16 protein-coding genes are annotated in these 20,818 nt (G+C 74.5%); 7 read left to right on the top strand and 9 right to left on the bottom strand.

Translation table 11 applies throughout. The features are described 5' to 3' along the window. Positions 1–483 precede the first annotated feature (483 nt). The gene (locus tag PUR56_RS09725) at positions 484–861 is read left to right on the top strand and encodes a hypothetical protein (protein WP_329948571.1); all 378 of its coding nucleotides are present in this window, start codon (positions 484–486) and stop codon (positions 859–861) included. Positions 862–1,064: 203 nt separating this feature from the next. Here the strand turns inward: PUR56_RS09725 and PUR56_RS09720 are convergent, their stop codons facing one another. The 3 genes from PUR56_RS09720 to PUR56_RS09710 all read right to left on the bottom strand — a co-directional run bounded on the left by PUR56_RS09720 (position 1,065) and on the right by PUR56_RS09710 (position 5,002). Beyond that, positions 1,065–2,330 (bottom strand): arginine deiminase, encoded by a 1,266-nt coding sequence (locus tag PUR56_RS09720; RefSeq protein WP_329948570.1) that lies wholly within the window; start codon positions 2,328–2,330, stop codon positions 1,065–1,067. A gap of 65 nt (positions 2,331–2,395) precedes the next feature. Then, the gene (locus PUR56_RS09715; RefSeq protein ID WP_329948569.1) at positions 2,396–3,856 is read right to left on the bottom strand and encodes a basic amino acid/polyamine antiporter; all 1,461 of its coding nucleotides are present in this window, start codon (positions 3,854–3,856) and stop codon (positions 2,396–2,398) included. A 402-nt stretch (positions 3,857–4,258) separates the two neighbouring features. Then, positions 4,259–5,002: a MarC family protein gene (locus PUR56_RS09710; protein WP_329948568.1), complete on the bottom strand. Its 744-nt coding sequence runs from the start codon at positions 5,000–5,002 to the stop codon at positions 4,259–4,261. Positions 5,003–5,416: 414 nt separating this feature from the next. Between PUR56_RS09710 and adhP the strand changes: the two genes are divergently transcribed. Then, complete coding sequence (adhP, locus tag PUR56_RS09705; protein ID WP_329948567.1) at positions 5,417–6,430, top strand: alcohol dehydrogenase AdhP; 1,014 nt, start codon at positions 5,417–5,419, stop codon at positions 6,428–6,430. A 141-nt stretch (positions 6,431–6,571) separates the two neighbouring features. On the opposite strand, the gene PUR56_RS09700 is transcribed toward adhP, so the two are convergent. The 3 genes from PUR56_RS09700 to PUR56_RS09690 form a co-directional block, all read right to left on the bottom strand. Then, positions 6,572–6,856, bottom strand: coding sequence for an Imm32 family immunity protein (locus PUR56_RS09700; RefSeq protein WP_329948566.1), 285 nt, complete (start codon positions 6,854–6,856; stop codon positions 6,572–6,574). A gap of 135 nt (positions 6,857–6,991) precedes the next feature. Then, complete coding sequence (locus tag PUR56_RS09695; protein WP_329948565.1) at positions 6,992–7,849, bottom strand: ATP-grasp domain-containing protein; 858 nt, start codon at positions 7,847–7,849, stop codon at positions 6,992–6,994. A gap of 62 nt (positions 7,850–7,911) precedes the next feature. Further along, complete coding sequence (locus PUR56_RS09690) at positions 7,912–8,181, bottom strand: helix-turn-helix domain-containing protein (RefSeq protein ID WP_329948564.1); 270 nt, start codon at positions 8,179–8,181, stop codon at positions 7,912–7,914. Positions 8,182–8,571: 390 nt separating this feature from the next. Here PUR56_RS09690 and PUR56_RS09685 point away from each other — a divergent pair, with 390 nt between their 5' ends. From PUR56_RS09685 to PUR56_RS09675, 3 genes are read left to right on the top strand one after another with little or no spacing between them, the layout of a single operon-like run. Further along, complete coding sequence (locus PUR56_RS09685; protein ID WP_329876752.1) at positions 8,572–9,543, top strand: hypothetical protein; 972 nt, start codon at positions 8,572–8,574, stop codon at positions 9,541–9,543. A 41-nt stretch (positions 9,544–9,584) separates the two neighbouring features. After that, complete coding sequence (locus PUR56_RS09680) at positions 9,585–10,241, top strand: hypothetical protein (RefSeq protein ID WP_329876750.1); 657 nt, start codon at positions 9,585–9,587, stop codon at positions 10,239–10,241. Next, entirely contained in the window at positions 10,219–11,100 is an 882-nt protein-coding gene (locus tag PUR56_RS09675) for an inositol monophosphatase family protein (protein WP_329948563.1), read from the top strand. Before PUR56_RS09680 ends, PUR56_RS09675 begins: the two co-directional genes overlap by 23 nt. Positions 11,101–11,566: 466 nt before the next feature. Here PUR56_RS09675 and PUR56_RS09670 read toward each other — a convergent pair whose 3' ends face one another. From PUR56_RS09670 to PUR56_RS09660, 3 genes are all read right to left on the bottom strand, one after another. Beyond that, the gene (locus PUR56_RS09670; RefSeq protein WP_329948562.1) at positions 11,567–12,025 is read right to left on the bottom strand and encodes a hypothetical protein; all 459 of its coding nucleotides are present in this window, start codon (positions 12,023–12,025) and stop codon (positions 11,567–11,569) included. A gap of 59 nt (positions 12,026–12,084) precedes the next feature. Next, positions 12,085–12,519 carry a hypothetical protein gene (locus PUR56_RS09665; protein WP_329948561.1) on the bottom strand — a complete coding sequence of 145 codons (435 nt, stop codon included), beginning with the start codon at positions 12,517–12,519 and terminating at the stop codon, positions 12,085–12,087. Between the two features lie 215 nt (positions 12,520–12,734). After that, a complete protein-coding gene (locus PUR56_RS09660) occupies positions 12,735–13,943 on the bottom strand; it encodes an SLC13 family permease (RefSeq protein ID WP_329876742.1) in 1,209 nt (402 codons plus the stop codon). A gap of 160 nt (positions 13,944–14,103) precedes the next feature. On the opposite strand from PUR56_RS09660, the gene PUR56_RS09655 reads away from it, so the two are divergent. Both PUR56_RS09655 and PUR56_RS09650 read left to right on the top strand, forming a co-directional pair. Further along, positions 14,104–20,058, top strand: coding sequence for a TIR domain-containing protein (locus PUR56_RS09655; RefSeq protein ID WP_329948560.1), 5,955 nt, complete (start codon positions 14,104–14,106; stop codon positions 20,056–20,058). A 118-nt stretch (positions 20,059–20,176) separates the two neighbouring features. After that, positions 20,177–20,677, top strand: coding sequence for a DUF5990 family protein (locus PUR56_RS09650; protein ID WP_329948559.1), 501 nt, complete (start codon positions 20,177–20,179; stop codon positions 20,675–20,677). Positions 20,678–20,818: the final 141 nt, after the last annotated feature.

Raw genomic sequence — 20,818 nt, 5'->3', positions numbered from 1 at the left:
CTCTACCAGGTCCTCGACCAACTCCAGGACCTGCTGAGCTGCTGGACCGGTGTCTGCCACACCTGTCAACGCCCGCTTCCCACACGGAAGTCCACAAGCCGAACACGACAGCCCACCCCAACCTAACGAAGTACTACTAGCCGCGTGTCGGGGTGCGATCCGGTAAGCCGTCTCGCGGGGCACCGAATCACCTGATCGACACCGAAGGGGAGTTCATCGGACCGTATCTGCCGATCGGCGAGTGCGGCCGGTACCCCGAACGACTGCGGCAGCAATTCGAGCACGTGGTAAGGCAGTTCAGTACGGGCTCCTCGGCAGCGGCCTGGTGGGATCCGCCCGCCCCACGCAGACCAGTCGGCCGGGTTGGTTCAACTGGCCCTCCAGTCAAGTGAGTTCGTTGTCCAATTGGCCTTTTTTCCTCTTCCCGAGCGCTGTGCCGGTGGATAGCGTGCCACAGCACGTCACCAACGGAGAGGTCGTCTGATGAACATCCGTAAGAAGATCGCCACGCTGACTGCCGCGGTCCCCCTGCTGGTCGGTGTGTCGGTGGCGACCGCGCCCACCGCATCAGCCACGGAGAGCTGCACCGGCGGGTACGTCTGCATCTACCAGGGCGACATCGCGGACGGCAGCGGCAATCACCCACTGGTGTACAGGTTCTACGAATACGGGACCTACAACGTGTACAACCTCGTTGGGGAGTACACCGTGAAGAACTGCCAGACAGGCGGCGCGGGGGTCACGGGCTACACCGGGTGGAACGCCGGGGGAGGCATTGCCTGGTCCATCCCCGTCAACAACTGTGCGGGGGGCCTCTGGGTGAACCTCACGTCGACGTACTCCGTCAGGCTGTACCCGTGATCGCACGTTTTCACGAAGCTGGGTGAGTCGGCGCGAGCTCACGTGCACGGGCGGCCTACGGGGGTCGCATCGGCCGAGCGGAACAGGTGCTCCGTTCCGTGAGGCCGGGGACACGGCCTGCGGGTGTGTTCGTGTGCGATGCCCTCGGTGGCGAGGGCGTCGCACCGGGCGTGTGACCCGGCACAGAAGCCTTGTCGGTACACCTAGTAGTCGACCGGTTCGCGGATGACGGGGCAGGTCATGCAGTGGCCGCCGCCGCGGCCCCGGCCGAGTTCGGCGCCGACGATGGTGATGACCTCGACACCGGCCTTGCGCAGCAGCGTGTTGGTGAGGGTGTTGCGGTCGTAGGTGAAGACCACGCCGGGTTCGAGGGCGACGGCGTTGTTGCCGCTGTCCCACTGCTGGCGCTCGGAGGCGTACACGTCGCCGCCCGTCTCGATGACGCGCAGCCGGACGCCGAGGGCCTCGCCGACGACGTCGGTGAAGCTCCGGGAGCCCTCGTCCGTGATGTTGATGCCGACGGCGTCGTCCCCGGGGCGCAGCGTGAAGGTGTGGACGGCGTTCATGATGGTCGGGTAGAGCGTGACGATGTCGCGGTCGGCGAACGTGAAGACCGTGTCGAGGTGCATGGCGGCGCGGAGTCTCGGCATGCCGGCGACGATGACCCGCTCCGCCGCGCCCTGGGCGAAGAGCGCACTGGCGACCTGGGTGATGGCCTGGCGGGAGGTCCGTTCGGACATGCCCATCAGGACCACGCCGTTCCCGACCGGCATGATGTCGCCGCCCTCGAAGGTCGCCTGGCCCCACTCCCGTTCGGGGTCGCCCCACCAGACGGTGGAGCCGGTGAACTCCGGGTGGTACCGGTAGACCGCCTTCATGAGCAGGGTCTCGTCGTGCCGGGCGGGCCAGTAGAGGGGGTTGAGGGTGAGCCCGCCGTAGAGCCAGCACGTGGTGTCGCGGGTGTAGAGGGTGTTGGGGAGCGGCGGCATGAGGTACTCGCGGGTGCCGGTCGACTCGCGGGCCAGACCGATGTACCCGGAGCGGTAGTCGTCCGGGAGGTCGCCGGTGGCCAGTCCGCCGATCAGGAACTCGGCCAGTTCCTTCGGGGTCAGGGTCTCCAGGTAGCCGCGGGTGCCGTCGACCAGCCCGAGTCCGACCTCGTTGGGGGTGATCTTCCGGTCGAGCAGCCAGTCCCGGGCGCCCGGCACGATCAGGGTCCGGGCGAGCAGGTCGTGCAGTTCGACGACGTCGACGCCGCGCTGGGTCAGCTTGTTGACGAAGTCGGCGTGGTCGCGCTGGGCGTTCTCGACCCACATGACGTCGTCGAAGAGCAGGTCGTCGGAGTTGGTCGGGGTGAGGCGGCGGTGGGCCAGGCCGGGCCGGCAGACCAGGACCTTGCGCAGGCGGCCGACCTCGGAGTGGACGCCGTAGCCGTGGGCCGGGCTGGAGGCGGTGTCGTTCACGGTCACGGTGGGCCTTTCGGTGACGGGACGGGCGAGGGGCAGACGGCGGACGCGCGCGGGCGCGGAAGGGTTCAGATGGTGATCCACCCGGCGGCCAGGGCGGTGATCCCGGCGACGGCACCCGCGATCGAGGCGGCGAGGATGACGAGTTCGCGCGGGGAGAAGAGGCGTCGCCCCTGCTCCCGGCGGGCCATCACGAACAGGACCGTGGCCGGCGCGTAGACGATGAAGGAGACCAGGACGAACTTGAGCCCGGCCGCGTAGAGCAGGAACGCGGTGTACACGGTGGCCAGCACGCCGACCGTGAGCTCCCGCCCGCGCGAGCGGGTGCCCGGGGCCGAGCGGTGGGCGATCTTGGCGGCGTACGCGGCGGCGAGCAGGTACGGGATGAGGCTGAGCGCGCTGGTCAGGTCGAGGGCGAAGTTGAACGCGTCGTCGGAGAGCAGGGTGACGAAGAGGACGACCTGCGACAGCACGGTGGTCATCAGCAGGGCGGGCACGGGGACGTCGGAGGCGTTGGTGCGGCGCAGGAACCGCGGCATGTCCTTGTCCTTGGCCGCGACGAGCAGGACCTCGGCGGCCATCAGGGTCCAGGCCAGGTACGCGCCCAGCACCGAGACGATGAGGCCCACGCTGACCATGACCTTGCCCCAGGTGCCGACCGCGGCCTCCAGGACGCCGGCCATCGACGGCTGGCGCAGCTCGGCGATCTCGGCCATGGGCAACAGGCCGTAGGAGACGATGGTGACGGAGGCGAAGATCGAGAAGACACTCAGGAAGCCCAGCACGGTGGCCCGTCCGACGTCCTCGCGCCGCTTGGCGTGGCGGGAGTAGACGCTGGCGCCCTCCACCCCCAGGAAGACGAAGACCGTGGCGAGCATGGTGCCCCGCACCTGCTGGAACAGGGAGCCCGCGTAGTCGGCGCCGCGGAAGTTCTCGGCGAAGACGTCCGTGTCCAGGGAGAACAGGGCCAGCAGGATGAAGACCAGGATCGGGACCAGCTTGGCGACCGTGACGACCCGGTTGATCGTCGCCGCCTCCTTCACACCCCGTCTGATCAGGAGGAAGAACAGCCAGAGCCCGGCCGAGGAGCAGACCGCGGCCAGGAGGGTGTCACCGTCGCCGAGCGCGGGGGCGATCGCGCCGATCGTCGACATGATCAGCACCCAGTACGTCACGTTGCCCACGCACGCGCTGGCCCAGTAGCCGAACGCGGAGAAGAAGCCGAGGTACTCGCCGAATCCGGCCTTGGCGTAGGCGTAGACGCCGGCGTCGAGGTCGGGCTTGCGGACGGCGAGGGTCTGGAAGACGAGGGCGAGCATCAGCATGCCCGTGCCCGCGATCGCCCACGCGATCAGCGCTCCGGCGACGCCGGTCTCCTGCGCGAAGCGGCTGGGGAGCGAGAAGACGCCCGCACCGACCATCGAACCGACGACCATGGCGGTCAGGGTCGGGAGCGTCACCTTCGCGGTCGATCCCGGCAGGGCGGCGAGGTCGGCGCCCTCCGGGGGCCCGCCGTCGTCCTTCCGCATGCCACCTCCGTTTCGTACGGCCCGGCCGCCCTGCCGGTGAGCCGGTTCGGTTCCGGTCGCGGTCCGGCGGGTCGGGCCCGGTTCGGCCCTGGTCCGGTCCGGCCCTGGTCCGGCCCGGTCAGGCGGGTCGGGGACCGGCCTCTGGCGAGACGGTTACCGGATCATTTGTTCATATACGTCCGCTTGCGGCGAGCGGCGGACGCCGCGTCCCGAGGCTTCCGAGGAGGCCCGCGGCCGGGTGGCGGACGCCGTTCGGCACTGGTCAGCCCGGGTCCGCGGTCCCCGCACCGGCCGACCGGCGGGCGACGGAGGCGCCGTCCGCCGCCTCGTCCGAACGGTCGACGCAGGGCAGCGCGGAGAGGAGCGGTCGGAGGGGAGCGGTCGGAGGGCGGGCGCGGGGCCTCAGTTCAGTACGTCGAGGACCAGCCGGGTGCCGCCGCTCGCGAGCAGCATCATGGCGATCGCGACCAGCAGGATCCCCGCGACCTTCTCCAGAACGGCGCCGGTCGAGTCGGACACCCGCCGGGTCACGTGCCCGGCCGCGTACAGCGTCAGCCCGGTGACCGCCGCGTACCCGAACCCCGCGACGGTCAGCCCCACCGCCGCCCACCAGCCGGGTGCCTCGGCGCGGTAGGCGACGAAGAAGCCGAAGGTCGTCCCGCCGAAGGTGAGGGGGAAGGTCAGCGGGGTGAAGACGATCGAGCGCCACGGTGCCGGCGGCCCGGCACCCGCCCTCCCGGGGCCCGGCCCGGAGCCGGTCTCGGCACGCGGTCCGGGCTCGGCGCCCGGTCCGGTGCCGCCCGGTCCGGCCGGGGGCTCGACGGCGGCCTCGGCCACCGCCTTCGGCGGCGGCGAGGTCCGGCCGGTCATCATCGGCACCGCCGCCAGCAGCAGTGCGATGCCGCCCGTCGCGGACAGCGCCGCCGTACTGATGCCCAGCAGCTCCAGCAGCGGCTCGCCGATCCAGAGCGCCGCGAGCATCAGCACCGAGACGTTGGTGAACAGACCCCAGGCCAGCTTCCGCTGCTCGTCGGACGTGTAGCCCTCGACGATCGGCAGGTAGGAGGAGAGTGCGGCGATCGGGCTGTAGAGCGCGAAGAGGGCGAGGAACAGCAGCAACGCGTCGTCGAGGTGCAGCGAGGGCATCGGACTCCCAACGGGGCGGGGGTGCGCGCGGGACCGCGGCATGTCCGTGCCTCCGTCGCGTCGCAGCCGGTACCGCCAGCCTTGGGCCGCCTCCCGGGGCGGGCCAGCGGTTCTGAGCCGAACGGACTACCCGCCCCGCCCGGTCCCGCCCCGACCGGACCGGCGGCGCCCGCCCGGCAGAGCGGGGCGGCCGGGCGTCGCCGGGCGGCCTCCGTGAAGTGCCGGGGGAGCTGATCCGGGCGAGACTGGGGCGAAACGGCCCGCAGGGCCCGGTACCGGCGGGACCATCGGCCCGGCGCGTCCGCCCTTCCGGCCCTGCCGCCTGCGCGGACCCGGGGGTGGGATGGAGCCGAGGGGCCGGAACCTGGTTCCGGACCGTCGGCCGAACGCAACCGCGAGGGCAGGAGCACAGAGATGAAGGCCGCCGTCGTCCACGACTTCACCCAGCCGCTAGTGATCGAGGACCGCCCGGTGCCCGAGCCCGGGCCGCACCAGGTCCGGGTCAGACTGGAGGCGTCGGGGCTCTGCCACACCGACATCCACGCCGCGCACGGCGACTGGCCGGTCAAGCCCACCCCGCCGTTCGTGCCTGGCCACGAGGGCGTCGGCATCGTCGAGGCGGCCGGCGCGGAGGTCCGGCACGTCGGAGTCGGCGAGCGGGTCGCCATCGCGTGGCTCGCGGACGCCTGCGGGCGCTGCGACCAGTGCGTCTCCGGCTGGGAGACCCTCTGCCTCCAGCAGCACAACAGCGGCTACTCCGTCGACGGCGCCTACGCCGAGTACGCCCTCGCGCACGGCGACTACGTCGTCCCCGTCCCCGACGGCATCGACCCGCTGGACGCCGCCCCGCTCTCCTGCGCCGGCGTCACCACCTACAAGGCCCTCAAGGTGTCCGGCGCCCGGCCGGGCACGCGCGTCCTCGTCTCCGGCATCGGCGGCCTCGGCCACCTCGCCCTCCAGTACGCGCGGATCAGCGGCGCCGAGACCATCGCCGTCGACGTCACCGACGACAAGCTCGCCCTCGCCCGCGAGCTGGGCGCCGACCACGTCCTCGACGCCCGCACCCAGGACGTCGCCGCCGAGGTCCAGAAGCTGGGCGGCGCCCACGCTGCCGTCGCCCTCGCCGTCAGCAACGCCTCGTTCCAGGCCGCCTACGGGGCGCTGCGCCGCGGCGGCACCCTCGTGCTCGTCGCGCTCCCGGCGGAGGGCAAGCTCGAACTCCCCGTCTTCGACACGGTCCTGAACGGCACCAAGGTGATCGGCTCCATCGTCGGCACCCGCGAGGACCTCGCCGAGGTGTTCCGCCTCCACGCCCTCGGCCGCACCCGCGTGATCCGCGAGACCCGCCGGCTGGAGGACGTCAACGCCTGCTTCGACGAAGTCCTCGGCGGCAAGGTCTCCGCCCGCCTGGTCTTCGACCTGACCTGACCCGGCCCGACCCCACCCGGGCCGCCGTTCGGCCGGCTTTCCCGGTGGGCCGGACCCGGGCCGCCCGTCCGCCGGCCCGCACCGGGCGGGCGGCCCGCACGGCGACAACCGCGGCCCAGGGCCGGCGGTGGGACTCCGACGTCACACGGTGCCGGTCGTGGACGGGAGTGTCGTCGTGCGCTCCAGTACGAGGTCGAGGTCCGACTCGATCTCCTGGCCCGCCGTCAGGTGAAGATGGGATCCGCCGGGCACTCCCTCCTGGGCGAGGGTCAGCAGGTGGCGTGCCAGCGAGACCAGTCCGGCCCGGTTCCCCTTGATGACGACCTCTGCGGAGTCGATCCGCACCTCAAGGTCGAATCCGTCGTCCCAGACGAGGCGGATCCCCTTCTCCGGGTGGCGTTCCGGAACCTCGATCACGTAGTCCATGGGCGGCAGGCTTCCTTCGAGCGGACGGTCCGGTCGATCCTGCCGTACGGACCCCCGTCGTGCGACGGCGGGGCGGTGGGGCCCGGCGTCGCGCCCGCCGGCCGCCGGCCGGGCTGACCCCCGCCCGGGCCGCCGTCAGCCCGCTTCGGCGGCCTTGGCGGCCACGGCCGCGGTGAAGCGTTCCAGCCCCTGCGGGCTGTGGGCGAGGAAGAGGTTCGGCTCGATCAGTTCCAGTTCCATGACCACCGGGTCGCCGGATTCGTCCAGCGCGAGGTCGACCCGGGCGAACAGGAGGGGACCGGCTGCGGGGAGGGCCGCGAGGGCCGAGCGGGCGGTGCGGAGTTCCGCCTCGGTCGGCTCGTAGGGGGTGACGCCGGGGTGGGCCACCCGCAGGTTGTCGATCACCCCGGCCTCGGTCAGGACCGGGCCCTTGCGGATCGCGTGGCTGAAGTCGCCGCCGAGGAACACCAGGGCGCGTTCCCCCTCCACGACCCGGCGCAGGTAGGGCTGGACCATCACGGTGCGGCCCTGGTCGAGCAGCAGGCGGGCGTGGCGCAGGGCGTCGGTGGTCTGGCCGGGCTCGTAGCGGGCGGTGTCCCGGGAGCCGGCGGAGACGGCGGGCTTGACCACGATGTCGCCGGGCGGGAGCTCCTCCTCGTGGGCGGACCCGCCCGGTTCGAGGAACCGGGTCGGCACGACCGGGACGCCGCGTCCGGCGAGCGCCGACAGGTAGCGTTTGTCGCTGTTCCAGCGCACCACGGACGCGGGGTTCCACAGCCGGGTGGCGCGCGCGGTGGTGTCGGCCCAGGTCAGGAACTCGTCGATGCGCTCCGCGTAGTCCCAGGTGGAGCGGATCACGGCCAGGTCGAACCGGTCCCACCTCCCGGCCTCGGCGTCCCAGTCGACCGCCTCGGCGGCGAGGCCCTCGGCCCGCAGGGCGTCGAGTATCAGCGGGAGGTCGGCGTCGTATGCCGCGGCGGCGCGGGCGGTCACGACCGCGATTCTGGCAGGGCGCACGGAAGTCTCCGGAGGTCGGGGGCGGGCGGGCCCTCAGTCTAGGGAGGCCCCCGGACGGGCGGTCCGCTCCTGCCGTCGGTAGCGCCCCGGGGGAGTCCGAACCCGCGCCGGAAGGCGTGCGCGCAGGCGTAGTCGGAGCCGTGGCCGACCTGGGTGGCGACGGCGTCGGGCGGGCTCTCGGTCGCGCGGAGGAGCCGGGCCGCCGCCGTCGTCCGCCACCGGGTCAGGTAGCCGAGGGGAGGCCGGCCGATCAGGTCGGTGAACCGCCGGGCGAACGCCGCGCGGGAGGAGGTTCCCCGGGAGGACACCCGCGGGCGGCTGCTCGCCGGGGGCCGGCCGCCCGGTGTCGTGGACGGGGCGCCGGCCTTCGTCGAGGCGCGGATCGGTGACCCCGAGCCGGTGACCGGCACGGTCCGGGACGTCACCGGCGCCCCGGCGCGCCCGCTGCACGCGTGGGCCGCCGAACACGCGGAGCTGTTCCGCCGATCGGCCGGGGACGGCGCCCGCCCTCTCCGCGGGGCGCCGCCCCCGTGGGCCCCGCGCCCGCTCGCACGCCCCGGTGGCACGGCCCCCGTCCGCCGCGTGCGCCCAGGGCCTGCCAGGATGCGACCGGTTCGCGACCCGAACCCGACCGGCAACTCACTGGCCGTCAACTTCACGCCGCACCTACCATGTTGACGATCGAAGGAGGTGTCGGCGTGGTGCACGGGGGTGCGGGTCCCGGCCGGCGGCTGGAGAGCGCGATCGCGTGGGTGCTCAGGAACTCGGACGGCGTGGTGGCCCTGCTGGGGGCGCTGGTCGTCGGCCTGCTCGACCTGTTCGGCGGCGGTCTGGGCGACAACGTCGTCTCCGGTGCCACGCTGCTGGTGCTGGCGGCCGTGGTGTACGGCTCGCTGGCCGAGCGCCGGCGCCGGGTGGTGGACATCCGGGAGGCGACGGAGGGCGCCCGGCAGGCGCTGGAGAACCTGACCTCGGTGCGCGAGCTGGCCGGGGTCGACCTGGAGCGGGCGCTGGAGCGGGCCCGCCAGGACACCGACCGGTGGGTGTTCAAGGGCGGCACCGGCACGTACCTGCGGGCCGTCACCCTGCCCGAGTGCGTCCAGGAGGCGCGGCGCCGCCGCCGCGCGCTCACCGTCAAGATCGACATCGTGCACCCGGGCGACGAGGCGGCCTGCGCCGCGTACGCGCGGTTCCGGGGGACCTTCGGCAGCCGGGCGGACGGCGCGCACGGCGCGCACGACGGCGGCTGGAGCGTGGAGCGCACCCGCAAGGAGTCCTACGCGACGGTGCTGGCCGCCGCCTGGTACCGGCAGCGCCTGGACACCCTGGAGATCGACGTCCACCTCTCGGAGGTGGCGCCGTCGCTGCGGTTCGACGTCTCCGCCTCCTGCCTGATCATCACCCAGGACGACCCGCGGCGGGTCAGCATCTACGTCGAACGCGGCCGTCCGCTGTACGACTACTACGTCACCGAGCTGCACCACTACCGGGAGCAGGCGGTCAAGCTCGACCTCCGGGACACCGAGCCGCTCGGCGACGACCCGACGGTGGACGAGGCCCGGCGGCTGTTCGAGCACCTGCGCATCCCGCTGCCGACGGCCTTCTCGGACCGGGACGTCGGCGACATCATCGACCGGGCGCTGCACGCGGACAACCCGTACCGCCGGTAGCCGCGCGCACCGCGCCCGCAGGGGGAGACCAGGGGGAGACGATGAACCTCTTCACGACACTCGAACGGGCCACCGGACGCACCACCGCCGAGCCCGGCCTGGACGGCCTGGTCGGCGGACTGCTGGCCGAGGTGGCCTCCGGCGCGCGGTCGCTGCGCGCGGTCGCGCACCCGCTCGGCTTCTACTGCCTGCCGGTGCTGCGCGACGGCGCGTACGGCGTGTGCGTGCACGTCTTCGACCCGGTCCCGGCCGGGGCGGAGCGCGAGATCCACTGCCACAGCTGGGAGCTGAAGAGCAGCGTGCTCTACGGCCGGGTCGGCAACCTGCGGGTCGGGGTGTACGACGAGCCCGGCCGGCCGACCCACCGGGCGTTCGAGGTGTACAGCGCCGGAGGGGCGGACGAGATCCGCCCGACCCCGCGGCTGGTCCGCTGGGAGCCGCTGGCCGAGCAGACCAGCGCGCGCGGCGAGACGTACACCCTGGGCGCCGGCGAGTTCCACGCCACGGTGCTGCCGGACGCCGCGCCCGCCGCCACCGTCGTCCTCGGCCGGACGGTGCCGGGGCCGGTGGACGTGGTGCTGGGGCCGGTGGACGGCACCGCCCGCCGCGTGGTGCGGCGACTCTGCGACGCGGCCCGGACGGCCCGGATCGCCGACGAGGCAGCCAGGAGGATCAGTGGACACGACAGGACCGGGTGAGGGGGCCGCGCCGCCCGCCTACGCGGAGGAGTGCCGGGTCGCGGTGCGGGCCGCGGAGGAGGCGGGCGCCCTGCTGCGCGCCCGCTTCCTGGACGCGTTCCGGGTGGACACCAAAGGGGAGGACGGTGACGTCGTCACCGAACTCGATCTTCTGGCCGAGGAGTTGGTCACCCGCAGGCTGACCGAACGCTTCCCGGCGGACCGCATCCTGGCCGAGGAGGGCGGCGCCACGGCCGGCCGGCCCGGCTCCCGCCGCACCTGGCTGGTCGACCCGCTGGACGGCAGCAACAACGTGGTGATCGGCCTGCCTGCCTACGTGGTCGGCATCGCCCTCTGCGTGGACGACGAGCCGGTCGTCGGCGTGGTCCACGACCCGGTCGCCGGCCGGACCTGGCGGGCGGTGCACGGCTGCGGGGCGTACGGGCCGGCCGGGAGGCTGGGCGCCCCGGTGCGCCCGCCGGGCGCGGGGCGGCCGGTGCTCGGCTGGACGCAGGGGCACGGGGTGACGGGCGGCGACCCGGTGGCCCGGGCGCTCAAGGACGGGCTGGAGAGCGGCGCACGCCGGGTGCTCCAGCTCTGGGCGCCGCTGCTCACCTGGTCGCTGCTGGCGTGCGGGCTCATCGACGGCTTCGTCGGCTACCGGGCCGAGGAGATCGACCTGCCCGCCGGGAGCCTGCTGGCGACCGAGGCGGGTCTGGTGGTCCGCGCGCTGGACGGCGGCGGGTTCAGCGCGCGGATCGGGCAGCCGGACACCGCCCGCAGCTACGTCGCGGGCCGTCCTGAGATCGTGCCGTACCTGCTCGACCTGGTCGCCCACGCCGGTCTCCCGGACGGACCCGGGGGACCCGCCGCCCGGTGACACCCGGCACGCCCTGCCCCCCGTTGTGTCCTTCGCGGTCCTGCACGAGGGCCGCCGGCCCCCGGGCCCGGCGTGACCGGGCCCCCTGCCTACGCGTTCTCTCCCGAGCAGACCGAAGGGCGCCGTGAACCGGACTCCGCGCACGCCGGGAGGCGTCGTACGGCCGGGACACAGAGAAGTGCAGCATGGGCACCAGACCTGCGGCGGCCACCAGACCAACGTCCGAGACGGATCCGCCTACCGAGAGCACGGCAAAGGGCACGGCCACGAACGACACACGGTCGCCCAGCACCGACAGGGAATGCCCAAGGAACAGGCGGGCGAACTGCGGTTCGTCACGCAGCACGCCAGGGATCAGGGGTCTCATGGCAGGAGCCGTTCAAGGACAGGAGGGCAGATTGCACAGCGCCCGAGCGCCGCCAGCGGGGCAGGACCATGCCGGCCCGGCCGGTGACCGCGCCTGCGCTCAGAGGCCGATGTCGTCGGTGGCGGCGTCCTCCCGGGCCCGGGCGTCGCGGACGTAGCCCTCGAAGACCGGGGAGCCGGCGGCGTGGCCGGACTGGGCCCGCACCTTGTCGGGCCGCTTGCCGGCCCTGATCCCGGCGGTGATCAGCCCGGCCCGTTGGGAGTGCCCGGTGAGCCGTGTCTCCAGGCCGGCGCGCTCGGCGGTGCGGGTGATGACGATCCGGCAGCCGTCCGGGGACAGCCGCCCGCCCCACACCGCCCAGTCCCGCGCGTAGCCGGCCCTGGTCTTCGCGGGGCGCACGTCGTCCGGGTGCCGGCGAGCGGGGGTGTCGAGCGCGGCGAGCACCGCGGCACTCGCCGCGTCCGGCCCGGCCCCGGCCCAGGCCCCGTCCTCGGCGACGTCGCCGCCGACGGCCGGCAGGGCGGGCAGCAACTCGTCGTCGACCAGGTCCTCGCTCATCGAAGTCTCCTCGCTGACGTCCGTCGCCAAGGGCCGGGGGCGGGCACGGTGCCGCTGGGTCAGGTCTGCGTGGCGGTGTCGGCGGCCTCGGCGCGCTGCTTGGCCACCAGCCGGTGGCGCAGCGCTGCGGCGGCGGGGTCGGCGTCGACGTCGCGCCACCGGCGGCGATCGAAGCCGGGCGCGTCGGACCACTCCTCCGCGACCTCCACCAGGGACTGCCAGCACTGCCGGAGCGTGTGCAGGTTCTCCCCCCGGTGACGGTCGTCGGGGTTCTCGGTCAGACGCGCGAGCATCACCTCGGCGCGGGCCCTCGCGGTGCGCACCAGACTCGCCAGCGCCCGCGCGGCGCGTTCCTCCGGGCTGCCGAAGAGGTCGTCCCCCTTCATCGGAGTGATCCGTTCGTGCAGGAATCCGTGGATGGCCTCGATGTCTGCCGGGGTGAGGTCCACCGCGTAGTGCAGCTGTTCGGCGGGCGGGGTGCGGGTGTCGGTCACAGGGGCCCCTCGGTTCGGGCGGACGGATCGTCATATCCGGTTATTACCTCGGATATGCGATGTTATCCGAGGTGAAAACCGTCACATGCGGGTTCCCGGGAAACTGCCGCAGCGCTGACTGACATCCTCGGGGCAATCGGCGATTTCTTCGAAGCCCGGAGGGCGCGGGCCTTCCCCGTACGCGACGCCCTGCCCCTGACCCCCGGGCCGGTCCCTCAGGAGCCGCCCGTCACCGCGAGGGCCGCGGTGGCCAGCGCCACGCCGCCGACGGCGAGCACGGCCCCGGCCCCGGCCACGCTCCGCAGCGGCACCCGCAGGCCCGCCGAACGGCACCGCTCGTACCAGAGCAGGGTGGCCAGGGAGGCCCAGGGGGTGATCAGCGGGCCGATGTTGGTGCCGATCAGCAGGGCCAGCAGCTGCTGGTGGTTGCCGGCCGGCACCGCGCCCTCCCCGGCCAGGTAGACCGGCAGGTTGTTGAGCACGTTGGACAGGCCCGCGCCGACCGCCGAGGCCCGGAACAGGCCGAGGACCCCGCCGTCGGTGCCGATCGCCTCGGAGAGCAGCCGGTGCAGCCCGTGGGCGTCCACGGTCTGCACCACCAGGAACATCCCGGGCACCATGACCAGCAGCCGCCACGGTATCAACGAGGCGCGCAGCCCCTCCGGGCGCCGGACGGCGTAGGCGGCGACGACCACCGCCGCCGCCGCGCCCGAGGCGACCCAGAGCGGGACGACGGCCGCCAGGCTGGCCACCAGGAACCCGGCGCAGGCCAGCGCGCAGATCCGGAACAGCGCCCGGTCCTTCGGCCGGTGGGCCGCCGGCGGCCGGTACGCGTCCGCCCCCCGCCGCCCGCGCCGCCAGTAGAACCCCCACAGGCAGGCCATGGTGGCGAGCAGCGCGGCCAGTTGCGGCGCCCACATCGCCCGGGCCAGCCCGGCGGGGGAGAGCGCGACGCGGTCGGCGGCCAGCAGGTTGGTCAGGTTGGACACCGGGAGCAGCAGGCTCGCGGTGTTGGCCAGCCAGACCGTGGTCATCGCCAGCGGGAGCGGGGCGATGCCGACCCGGGTGGCGAGCGCCAGCATCACCGGGGTGAGCAGCACGGCGGTGGTGTCCAGGTTGAGCACGGTCGTGGTGAGCGAGGCGAAGCCCACGCACAGCAGGAACAGCACCGGGTAGCTGCCCCGGCCGACCCGCGCCACCCAGGCCGCGAGCACGTCGAACACCTCCGCGGCGCTCGTCAGTTCGGCCAGCACGATGACCGAGCCCAGAAAGGCCAGCAGCGGCGCGATCCGCTGCACGGCCGCCCCGGCGGAGTCCGGGGGGAGCAACCCCGTGGCGAGGAAGAGCAGGCCGAGGACGAGCAGCCCGCCGGCAAGGAGGTCGAGCGGATGAAGTCGCCGGACGGCGGGCCAGTACGCAAACACGGACGTCAGGGTCGCACACGAGGCGTCGCGGGTCGACACCGCCACTCGTACGTCCGGTCGGACACCGGTCGCGCGTTCGCGCAGTCAGGACCGGGTATCATCCGAAACCGTTGTGGGCAAGGAGGGTTCAGCCCGTCCGGATCGGTCATAAGCTCTCTCCATGGGGGCTCTTGACGCGACCCCGGGTGGCCCCGGGCCGATCGACTTCTTCATCAGCTACTCGCCGGCCGACGAACGCTGGGCGGCCTGGATCGCGTGGACGCTGGAGGAGGCCGGCTACCGGGCGTTCCTCCAGGCGTGGGACTTCGTCCCCGGCACCAACTTCGTCGACTTCATGGACCGCGGCGTCACCGAGTCGGCGGCCGTCATCGCCCTGCTCTCGCGCAACTACGAGCGCTCGCGCTACGGCCGGATGGAGTGGCAGGCCGCCCTGCGCGCGGATCCGGACGCGCCGGACCGCCGGCTGGTCACGGTCCGGATCGAGGACATCCCGGTGGACGGCCTGCTCGCCACCCTCACCTACATCGACCTGGTGGGCGTCGACGAGCCGGCCCGCGCCCGGCAGCTCCTGCTCAATCGGGTCGCGGCGGCGATGGACGGCCGGTCCCGGCCTGAGCTGCGCCCCGGCTACCCGGGCGGCGCGCCCGGCGCCCTCCCGCCGGCGGCCCAGACGCAGATCCCCGCCCCCCGCCCGGTCGGGGGCACCGGCTGGGCGGGCCGGCGCAGGCCGTCCGTCCAGCCCGAGTACCCGCAGGCGGCGGGCCGGGCCGGCGGGCGCGAGGCGGTGACCGTGCTGCACCTGGCCGGCCCCGAGTTCGGGCGGGGCAACGACCCGGTCGACCTCCAGGCCGCCGTCTGGGGCGACCTGGTGGAGCTGGCCGACTCCGGGGCCCCCACACCCGAACTGGTGGTCGTCACCGGCGACCTGACCGCCTCCGGCAGCCCCCGCGAGTGCGAGCAGGCGCTCTCCTTCCTCACCGGGATGCGCGCCCTGCTCGGCCTGGAGCCGCACCGGGTGGCGATCGTCCCCGGCGGGCAGGACGTCAGCCAGGCCGCCTCGCGCGCCTACTTCGCCACCTGCGAGGCCGACGAGCTGCGCCCCACCCCGCCCTTCTGGCCCAAGTGGCGGCACTACGCCCGGCTTTTCCAGGAGTTCTACCAGGGGCTGGAGGTGGTCTTCGACAGCGCCCAGCCGTGGACCCTCTTCCCGGTCCCCGAACTGGGCACCGTCGTCGCCGGTCTGAACTCCTCGATGGCCTGGTCCCACCGGCCGGACGACCGGTACGGCTGGCTGGGCCCCGAGCAGGCCGCCTGGTTCGCCCAGGCGCTGCGCCCGTACGAGAACGACGGCTGGCTGCGGATCGGCGCCCTGCGCCACCCGGTCGCCGCCGCCCACCCGGGAACCGGCCCGGGGGGCGCCCACCAGGGCGCCGCGCACGCCGCCGGGGGCCGCCCGGCCGGCTCCCGGCCGCCCGCCGCCCGCCCGGCCCGCGGTGGCCCGGACGCCGAACCGCTCCGCGACGTCGACCGGTTCACCCGGCTGACCGCGCCCCGGCTCCACCTGCTGCTGCACGGCCCGGCCGCCGCCCGCGGCGCCGTCGGGCCGCTCACCACCTCGGCCGGCGAGGTGACCGTGGTCGGGGCCCCGGCCGCCGGCGGCCACCAGTTGCTCCGGCTCACCCGCGACGGGCTGACCCGCTGGTCCGCCCCGGACGCCGAGCCCCAGCAGGCGGCCGTCCCCTGGCGCCGGGCCGGGCGGGCGTTCCCGGTGCCCGAGCCGGCCGGCCCGGCCCCGACCGTCGAACCGCCGCAGGTGGACGAGGTCCGCCCCGCCGCCGGGGCGGAGCGCGAGACCCGCAGGCTGACCTCGCCGGTGGACGCCCTGCTGGCCCGGGTCGCCGAGGTCTGCCGCACCCGCCACCAGGGCGCCCAGATCCGCGAGGTGGCCGGATCCCCGCCGCAGCTCTTCGTCACCTGGGCCGAGTCCGGCCTGGTCCGCCAGCAGCGGGTGGCGGTCAGCGTGCAGACCCCGACCCTGGAGGACGTCGACCGCTTCGCCGACGAGGTGCACGCCGACGGCGCCGGCCTGGACGCCGAACTCGTCCACGACGGCCCGCCGCCGCCCCGGGTGCTGCGCGAGCGGGCCCGGCGGCGGGGGGTGCGGCTGCGCAGCTTCGTGGAGTTCCAGGGCCTGCTGGACCTGCGCGACTACGTCTCCGCCCAGAGCGAGCGGCTCAGCACCGACAGCCAGTACCAGCCCGGCCTCTACCTGCCGCAGCGCTTCCGGGACGCCGAGCGCCCCGGCGTCCAGGAGCGCGAGGGCCTGGTCGACGAGCTGCTCCGGCTGCTCGACTCCGACCACGGCCGGTTCGTCCTGCTGCTCGGCGACTTCGGCCGCGGCAAGACCTTCGCGCTGCGCGAGACGGCCCGCCGCATCCCCGCCGAACTCCCGCACCTGGCGCCGCTGTTCATCGACCTGAGCGCGCTCGACAAGGCGCACTCGCTGGACGGCCTGGTCGCCGCCCACCTCACCGAGCACGGCATCGACACCCTCGACCTGCGGGCGTTCCGCTACATGCTCCGGCAGGGCCGCGTCGTCCTGCTCTTCGACGGCTTCGACGAACTGGTCAACCGGGTCAGCTACGAGCGCGCCGCCGACCACCTCCAGGTGCTGTTGGACGCCGCCGTCGACAACGCCAAGATCGTCGTCACCAGCCGCACCCAGCACTTCAGCTCGCACGAGCAGGTGCTCACCGCGCTCGGCGAGCGGGTCGGCCTGCTCCCGCAGCGCCGGCTGGTCGCCGTCCAGGACTTCACCCCGCACCAGATCCGCGGCTACCTCGCCAACCGGTACGGCGACCCGGACGCCGCGGCCCGCCGGATGCGGCTGCTGGAGGCGATCCCCGACCTGCTCGCGCTCTGCCGCAACCCCCGGCTGCTCAGCTTCGTCGCCGACCTCGACCACGACCGGCTGCGCGCCGTGGCGGGCGCCGGCCGGGCGCTCAGCGCCGCCGGCCTCTACCAGGAGGTCTTCACCTCCTGGCTGAGGTTCGAGGAGCAGCGCGGCCACGGCGGCCCGGGCGCCGCCCCCGGCCTGCGCCTGGACCAGCTCTGGCAGGCCGTCACGCTGCTCGCGGTGCGGCTGTGGGAGAGCGGCCGGGTCTCCATGGCGCTCGACGAGATCGTGGACATCGCCGGGGTGCTGAGCGGTCTGGCGGAGAACCCGATGCCCACCTCGCAGTTCGCGCACGCGGTCGGCTCCGGCAGCCTGCTGATCCGCTCCGACGAGGGCATGTTCCACTTCATCCACGGCTCGGTGGTGGAGTGGCTGGTGGCCCGGGCCGCCGCGGCCGCCCTGGAGCGCGGCGAGACCGAGCTGCTCGCCCGCGGACCGCTCAGCCGGCTCGCCGTCGAGTTCCTCTGCGACCTCGCGGACCACCAGGTCTGCCAGCGCTGGGCCCGGTCCGTCCTGGACGGCGCCCACGAGGGCGGCGAGGCGGCCCGGCTCAACGCGGTCAAGGTGCTGGACCGGCTGCGGGTGCCCGCGCACACGGACCTGCGCGGCGCCACGCTGGCCGGCGAGGACCTCTCGCACCGCGACCTGTCCGGCGTCGACCTGTCCGGCGCCGACCTGACCGACGCCCGCCTGCTCGGGGCCGACCTGTCCGGCGCCGACCTGCGCGGCGCGACCCTGGCGGGCGCCCGGCTCGACGGCGCCGACCTGTCCGGCGCCGACCTGCGCTCCGCCGACCTGCGCGGCGCCCGCCTGGTCCGCACCGACCTGCGCGCCGCCCGGCTGCGCGGAAGCCGGTGGCAGCGGGCCGCGCTGATCTCCGCCGTCACCGACCCGGAGGTGCTGGCCGCGCCCGAGCTGCGGGCCGCCGCCATCGCCCCGGGGCTGCCCGTCGAGGCCGGGTTCAGCCCCTCCGAGGTCGGCGTCCCGTACGGGTTCGACGTGCGCTCCACCCGGCTGCCCGAACCCGTCGCCTTCAGCCCCGACGGCCGGTTGCTCGCGGTCGGCAGCGAGGACGGCAGCGTGCTGGTCTGCGACGCCGTCACCGGGGTCGCCCTGCGGACCCTCAAGGACCACATCGGCCGGGTCTACGCGGTCAAGTTCGCCGGTGACGTGCTGGCCACCGGCAGCGCCGACGGCACCGTCCGGCTCTGGGACCAGGTCTCCGGGGAGTGCCGGCACCGCCTCGACGTCCACGCCGGCGGGGTCTGGCCGGTCTCCCTCGGGCCGTCCGGGCGACTGGTCGCCACCGGCGACCCGAACGGCGTGGTCACCCTCTGGGACACCGGCACCGGCCGCCCGCTGCACCGCCTGCCCGGTCACGACGCGCCCGTCTACACGGCGGTGTTCAGCCCCGACGGCGCCCAACTGGTCACCGGTGACCAGGGCGGCGGGGCGCGGCTCTGGTCCACCGCCACCGGCCGGCGGCTCGCCGTGCTCCCCGGCCACCGGGGCACCGTCTACCGGTCCGCGTTCAGCCCGGACGGCACCCTGATCGCCACCGCCGACGGCGGCGACGGCACCGGCGGCACCGTACGGATCTGGGAGGCGGCCGGACGGCGCCTGCTGCACACCCTGCCGGGCCACGCCGGGCGGATCTACACGCTCGCCTTCCACCCCGACGGCGACCTGCTCGCCAGCGGCGACACCGAGGGCCAGGTCCGGCTCTGGAACCCGCTCGACGGCACGACCGCCGGCCGGCCCGAGGACTCGACCGGCAAGATCTACCAGGTCACCTTCGACGAGGCCGGCACCCGGCTCGCCGCGAGCGACAGCGACGGCGGGGTGCGGATCTGGCGGGTCACCCGGATCCCCCGGGCGGACGGCGCCGGTCGGTCGGGCGGGGACCCGGCGGCCCGGGGCGGCCACGAGGTGGTGCCGCTGCGCCGTCAGCCGCCCGAGCACCGGGGCTCGGTCTGGGCCTGCCGGTTCCGCCCGGGTGCGGGCCGGGGCAGCGCGGAGACCGACGCCCTGCTGGTCACCGGCGGGAACGACGGACTGGTCCGGCTCTGGGACCCGGCCTCCGGCCGCAGCCGCCAGCTGCTGCGCGGCCACGGCCGCCGGATCGGCTCGCTCAGCTTCAGCGGTGACGGCACCCTGCTGGCGGCCGGCGGCAACGACGGCGTGGTCCGGCTCTGGGAGCCGGCCACGGGCCGCCGGGTGCGCGAACTCTCCGGCCGCAGCAGCCGGCTGGTCTCCGCCGAGTTCAGCCCGGAGGAGGCGATCCTGGCCACCGCCACCAACGACGGCGACCTCTGCCTCTGGAACGCCCGGACCGGCGAGTACCTGCGCGAGATGGACGTCGAGACCGAGCACGTCTGGGCCGAGGCGTTCAGCCCCGACGGGGTCCTCGTGGCCACCGCCAACGACGACGACACCGTCCGCGTCTGGTACCGCCGCACCGGCGCCCACCTCATCACCCTGCGCGAGCACCGGGGCCGGGTCCGCTCCATCGCGTTCAGCCCGGACGGCCGGCGGCTGTTCACCGGCTGCGACGACAGCAGGGTCCGGATCTCCGACGTCGACACCGGCCGGGTCGAGGCCGAACTCGACGGCCACACCGACCGGGTGTACGCCGTCTCACCGGCACCCGACGGCTCCTGGCTGGCCAGCGCCTCCTGGGACGGCACCACCCTGATCTGGGGCGACGGCGTCGTCCGGCACCGGCTGACCGGCCACGTCGGGCGGCTCTGGACCGCCGCGGCCCACCCGTCCCGGCCGCTGCTCGCCACCGCGGGGGACGACCGGGTGGTCCGGGTCTGGGACCCGCGCACCGGCGAGCAGGTGGCCGGCCTGCGCGGCCACACCGGCCGGATCCTCGCGGTCACCTTCAGCCCGGACGGCTCGTTGCTGGCCAGCGGCGGCGAGGACGGCACCGTGCGGCTCTGGCGCGTCCGGGCCGACGGCCGGCCCACCGCGCTCGCCACCCTGCTCGGGGCCCCGGACGGCTGGGCGGCGCTGCTGCCCTCCGGTGCGTACAAGTGCGAGGGCGACGTGGCCGGGGAGTTCTGGCACGCCGTCGGCATGTGCCGGTTCGAGCCCGGCGAGCTGGACACCCACCTTCCGGGCGTCCACCGGCTCCCCCCGGAGGAGGAGCTGTGAGCCGCCGTTCCGGGTGAGCCGCCGTCCTGGGTGAGCGGCCGTCCCCGGTGAGCGGCCGTTCCGGGTGAGCCGCCGTCGATGAGCCGGTGTCGTCGGTGCGTGCGGGCAGGATGAGCGCATGCCGACCACGACCACGACCACGAGCACCGTCCGCCTTCGCATCGAGGCCACCGACCTCCCGGGCCGCAGCTGCGCCCCGGTCCCCGGGTTCCCCGGGTACACCGCCGTCCAGGTGGGTGTGCAGCGCAAGGGGAGGCCCGGGGAGCTCCTCGACCCGGTGGCGGGGGACGCGGACGGGGCGGTCTGGACGGTGGAGTGCACCGTGAAGCCCGGCCCGGCCGGCCCGGACCTGCTGGGCCCGTACGTGCAGGGCGGCCCGGGCGCCCGGTTCGTCTACCTCACCTGGCTCACCCCGGGTCCGGACGGCCCCGCGCTGCTCCGCCGCGCCAAGCTGTTCCTGGACGACGTCCCGCCGGCCACCCTCGGCGCGGCGGTGCGCGGCGGGCTGCTGGTGGGCCGGCTCGGGCTGACCGACGCGAAGGGCCACCCGCTCTGCGGGGCGGTCCGCCCGCCGGTGATCGCCTGGTCGGCCGGGGGCGGCGGGGGATCCGCGGCATGACGGAGGGCCCCGCCGGTGCGGCGGGGCCCTCCGGGTCCGGTGGAACGTGCTGCTCGGCGACGCCTGTCGCCGGGCGGGCGCGGCCTACTGGTAGGTGACGGTGGCGCTGGCGCCGCTGAAGTTCTGCTGTCCTGCGGCGAG

Origin of the sequence: Streptomyces sp. BE303 (genome assembly GCF_036290945.1) — a bacterium.
Classification (GTDB): Bacteria; Actinomycetota; Actinomycetes; order Streptomycetales; family Streptomycetaceae; genus Kitasatospora.
The sequence above is the reverse complement of the archived record's forward strand: the minus strand, read 5'-3'. Positions and strand labels throughout refer to the sequence as shown.

Coding starts and splice junctions, on each gene's coding strand:
- PUR56_RS09725 (WP_329948571.1), top strand. CDS start 484: ATGAACATCCGTAAGAAGATCGCCACGCTGACTGCCGCGGTCCCCCTG.
- PUR56_RS09715 (WP_329948569.1), bottom strand. CDS start 3,856: ATGCGGAAGGACGACGGCGGGCCCCCGGAGGGCGCCGACCTCGCCGCC.
- PUR56_RS09710 (WP_329948568.1), bottom strand. CDS start 5,002: ATGCCCTCGCTGCACCTCGACGACGCGTTGCTGCTGTTCCTCGCCCTC.
- adhP (WP_329948567.1), top strand. CDS start 5,417: ATGAAGGCCGCCGTCGTCCACGACTTCACCCAGCCGCTAGTGATCGAG.
- PUR56_RS09700 (WP_329948566.1), bottom strand. CDS start 6,856: ATGGACTACGTGATCGAGGTTCCGGAACGCCACCCGGAGAAGGGGATC.
- PUR56_RS09680 (WP_329876750.1), top strand. CDS start 9,585: ATGAACCTCTTCACGACACTCGAACGGGCCACCGGACGCACCACCGCC.
- PUR56_RS09670 (WP_329948562.1), bottom strand. CDS start 12,025: ATGAGCGAGGACCTGGTCGACGACGAGTTGCTGCCCGCCCTGCCGGCC.
- PUR56_RS09655 (WP_329948560.1), top strand. CDS start 14,104: ATGGGGGCTCTTGACGCGACCCCGGGTGGCCCCGGGCCGATCGACTTC.
- PUR56_RS09650 (WP_329948559.1), top strand. CDS start 20,177: ATGCCGACCACGACCACGACCACGAGCACCGTCCGCCTTCGCATCGAG.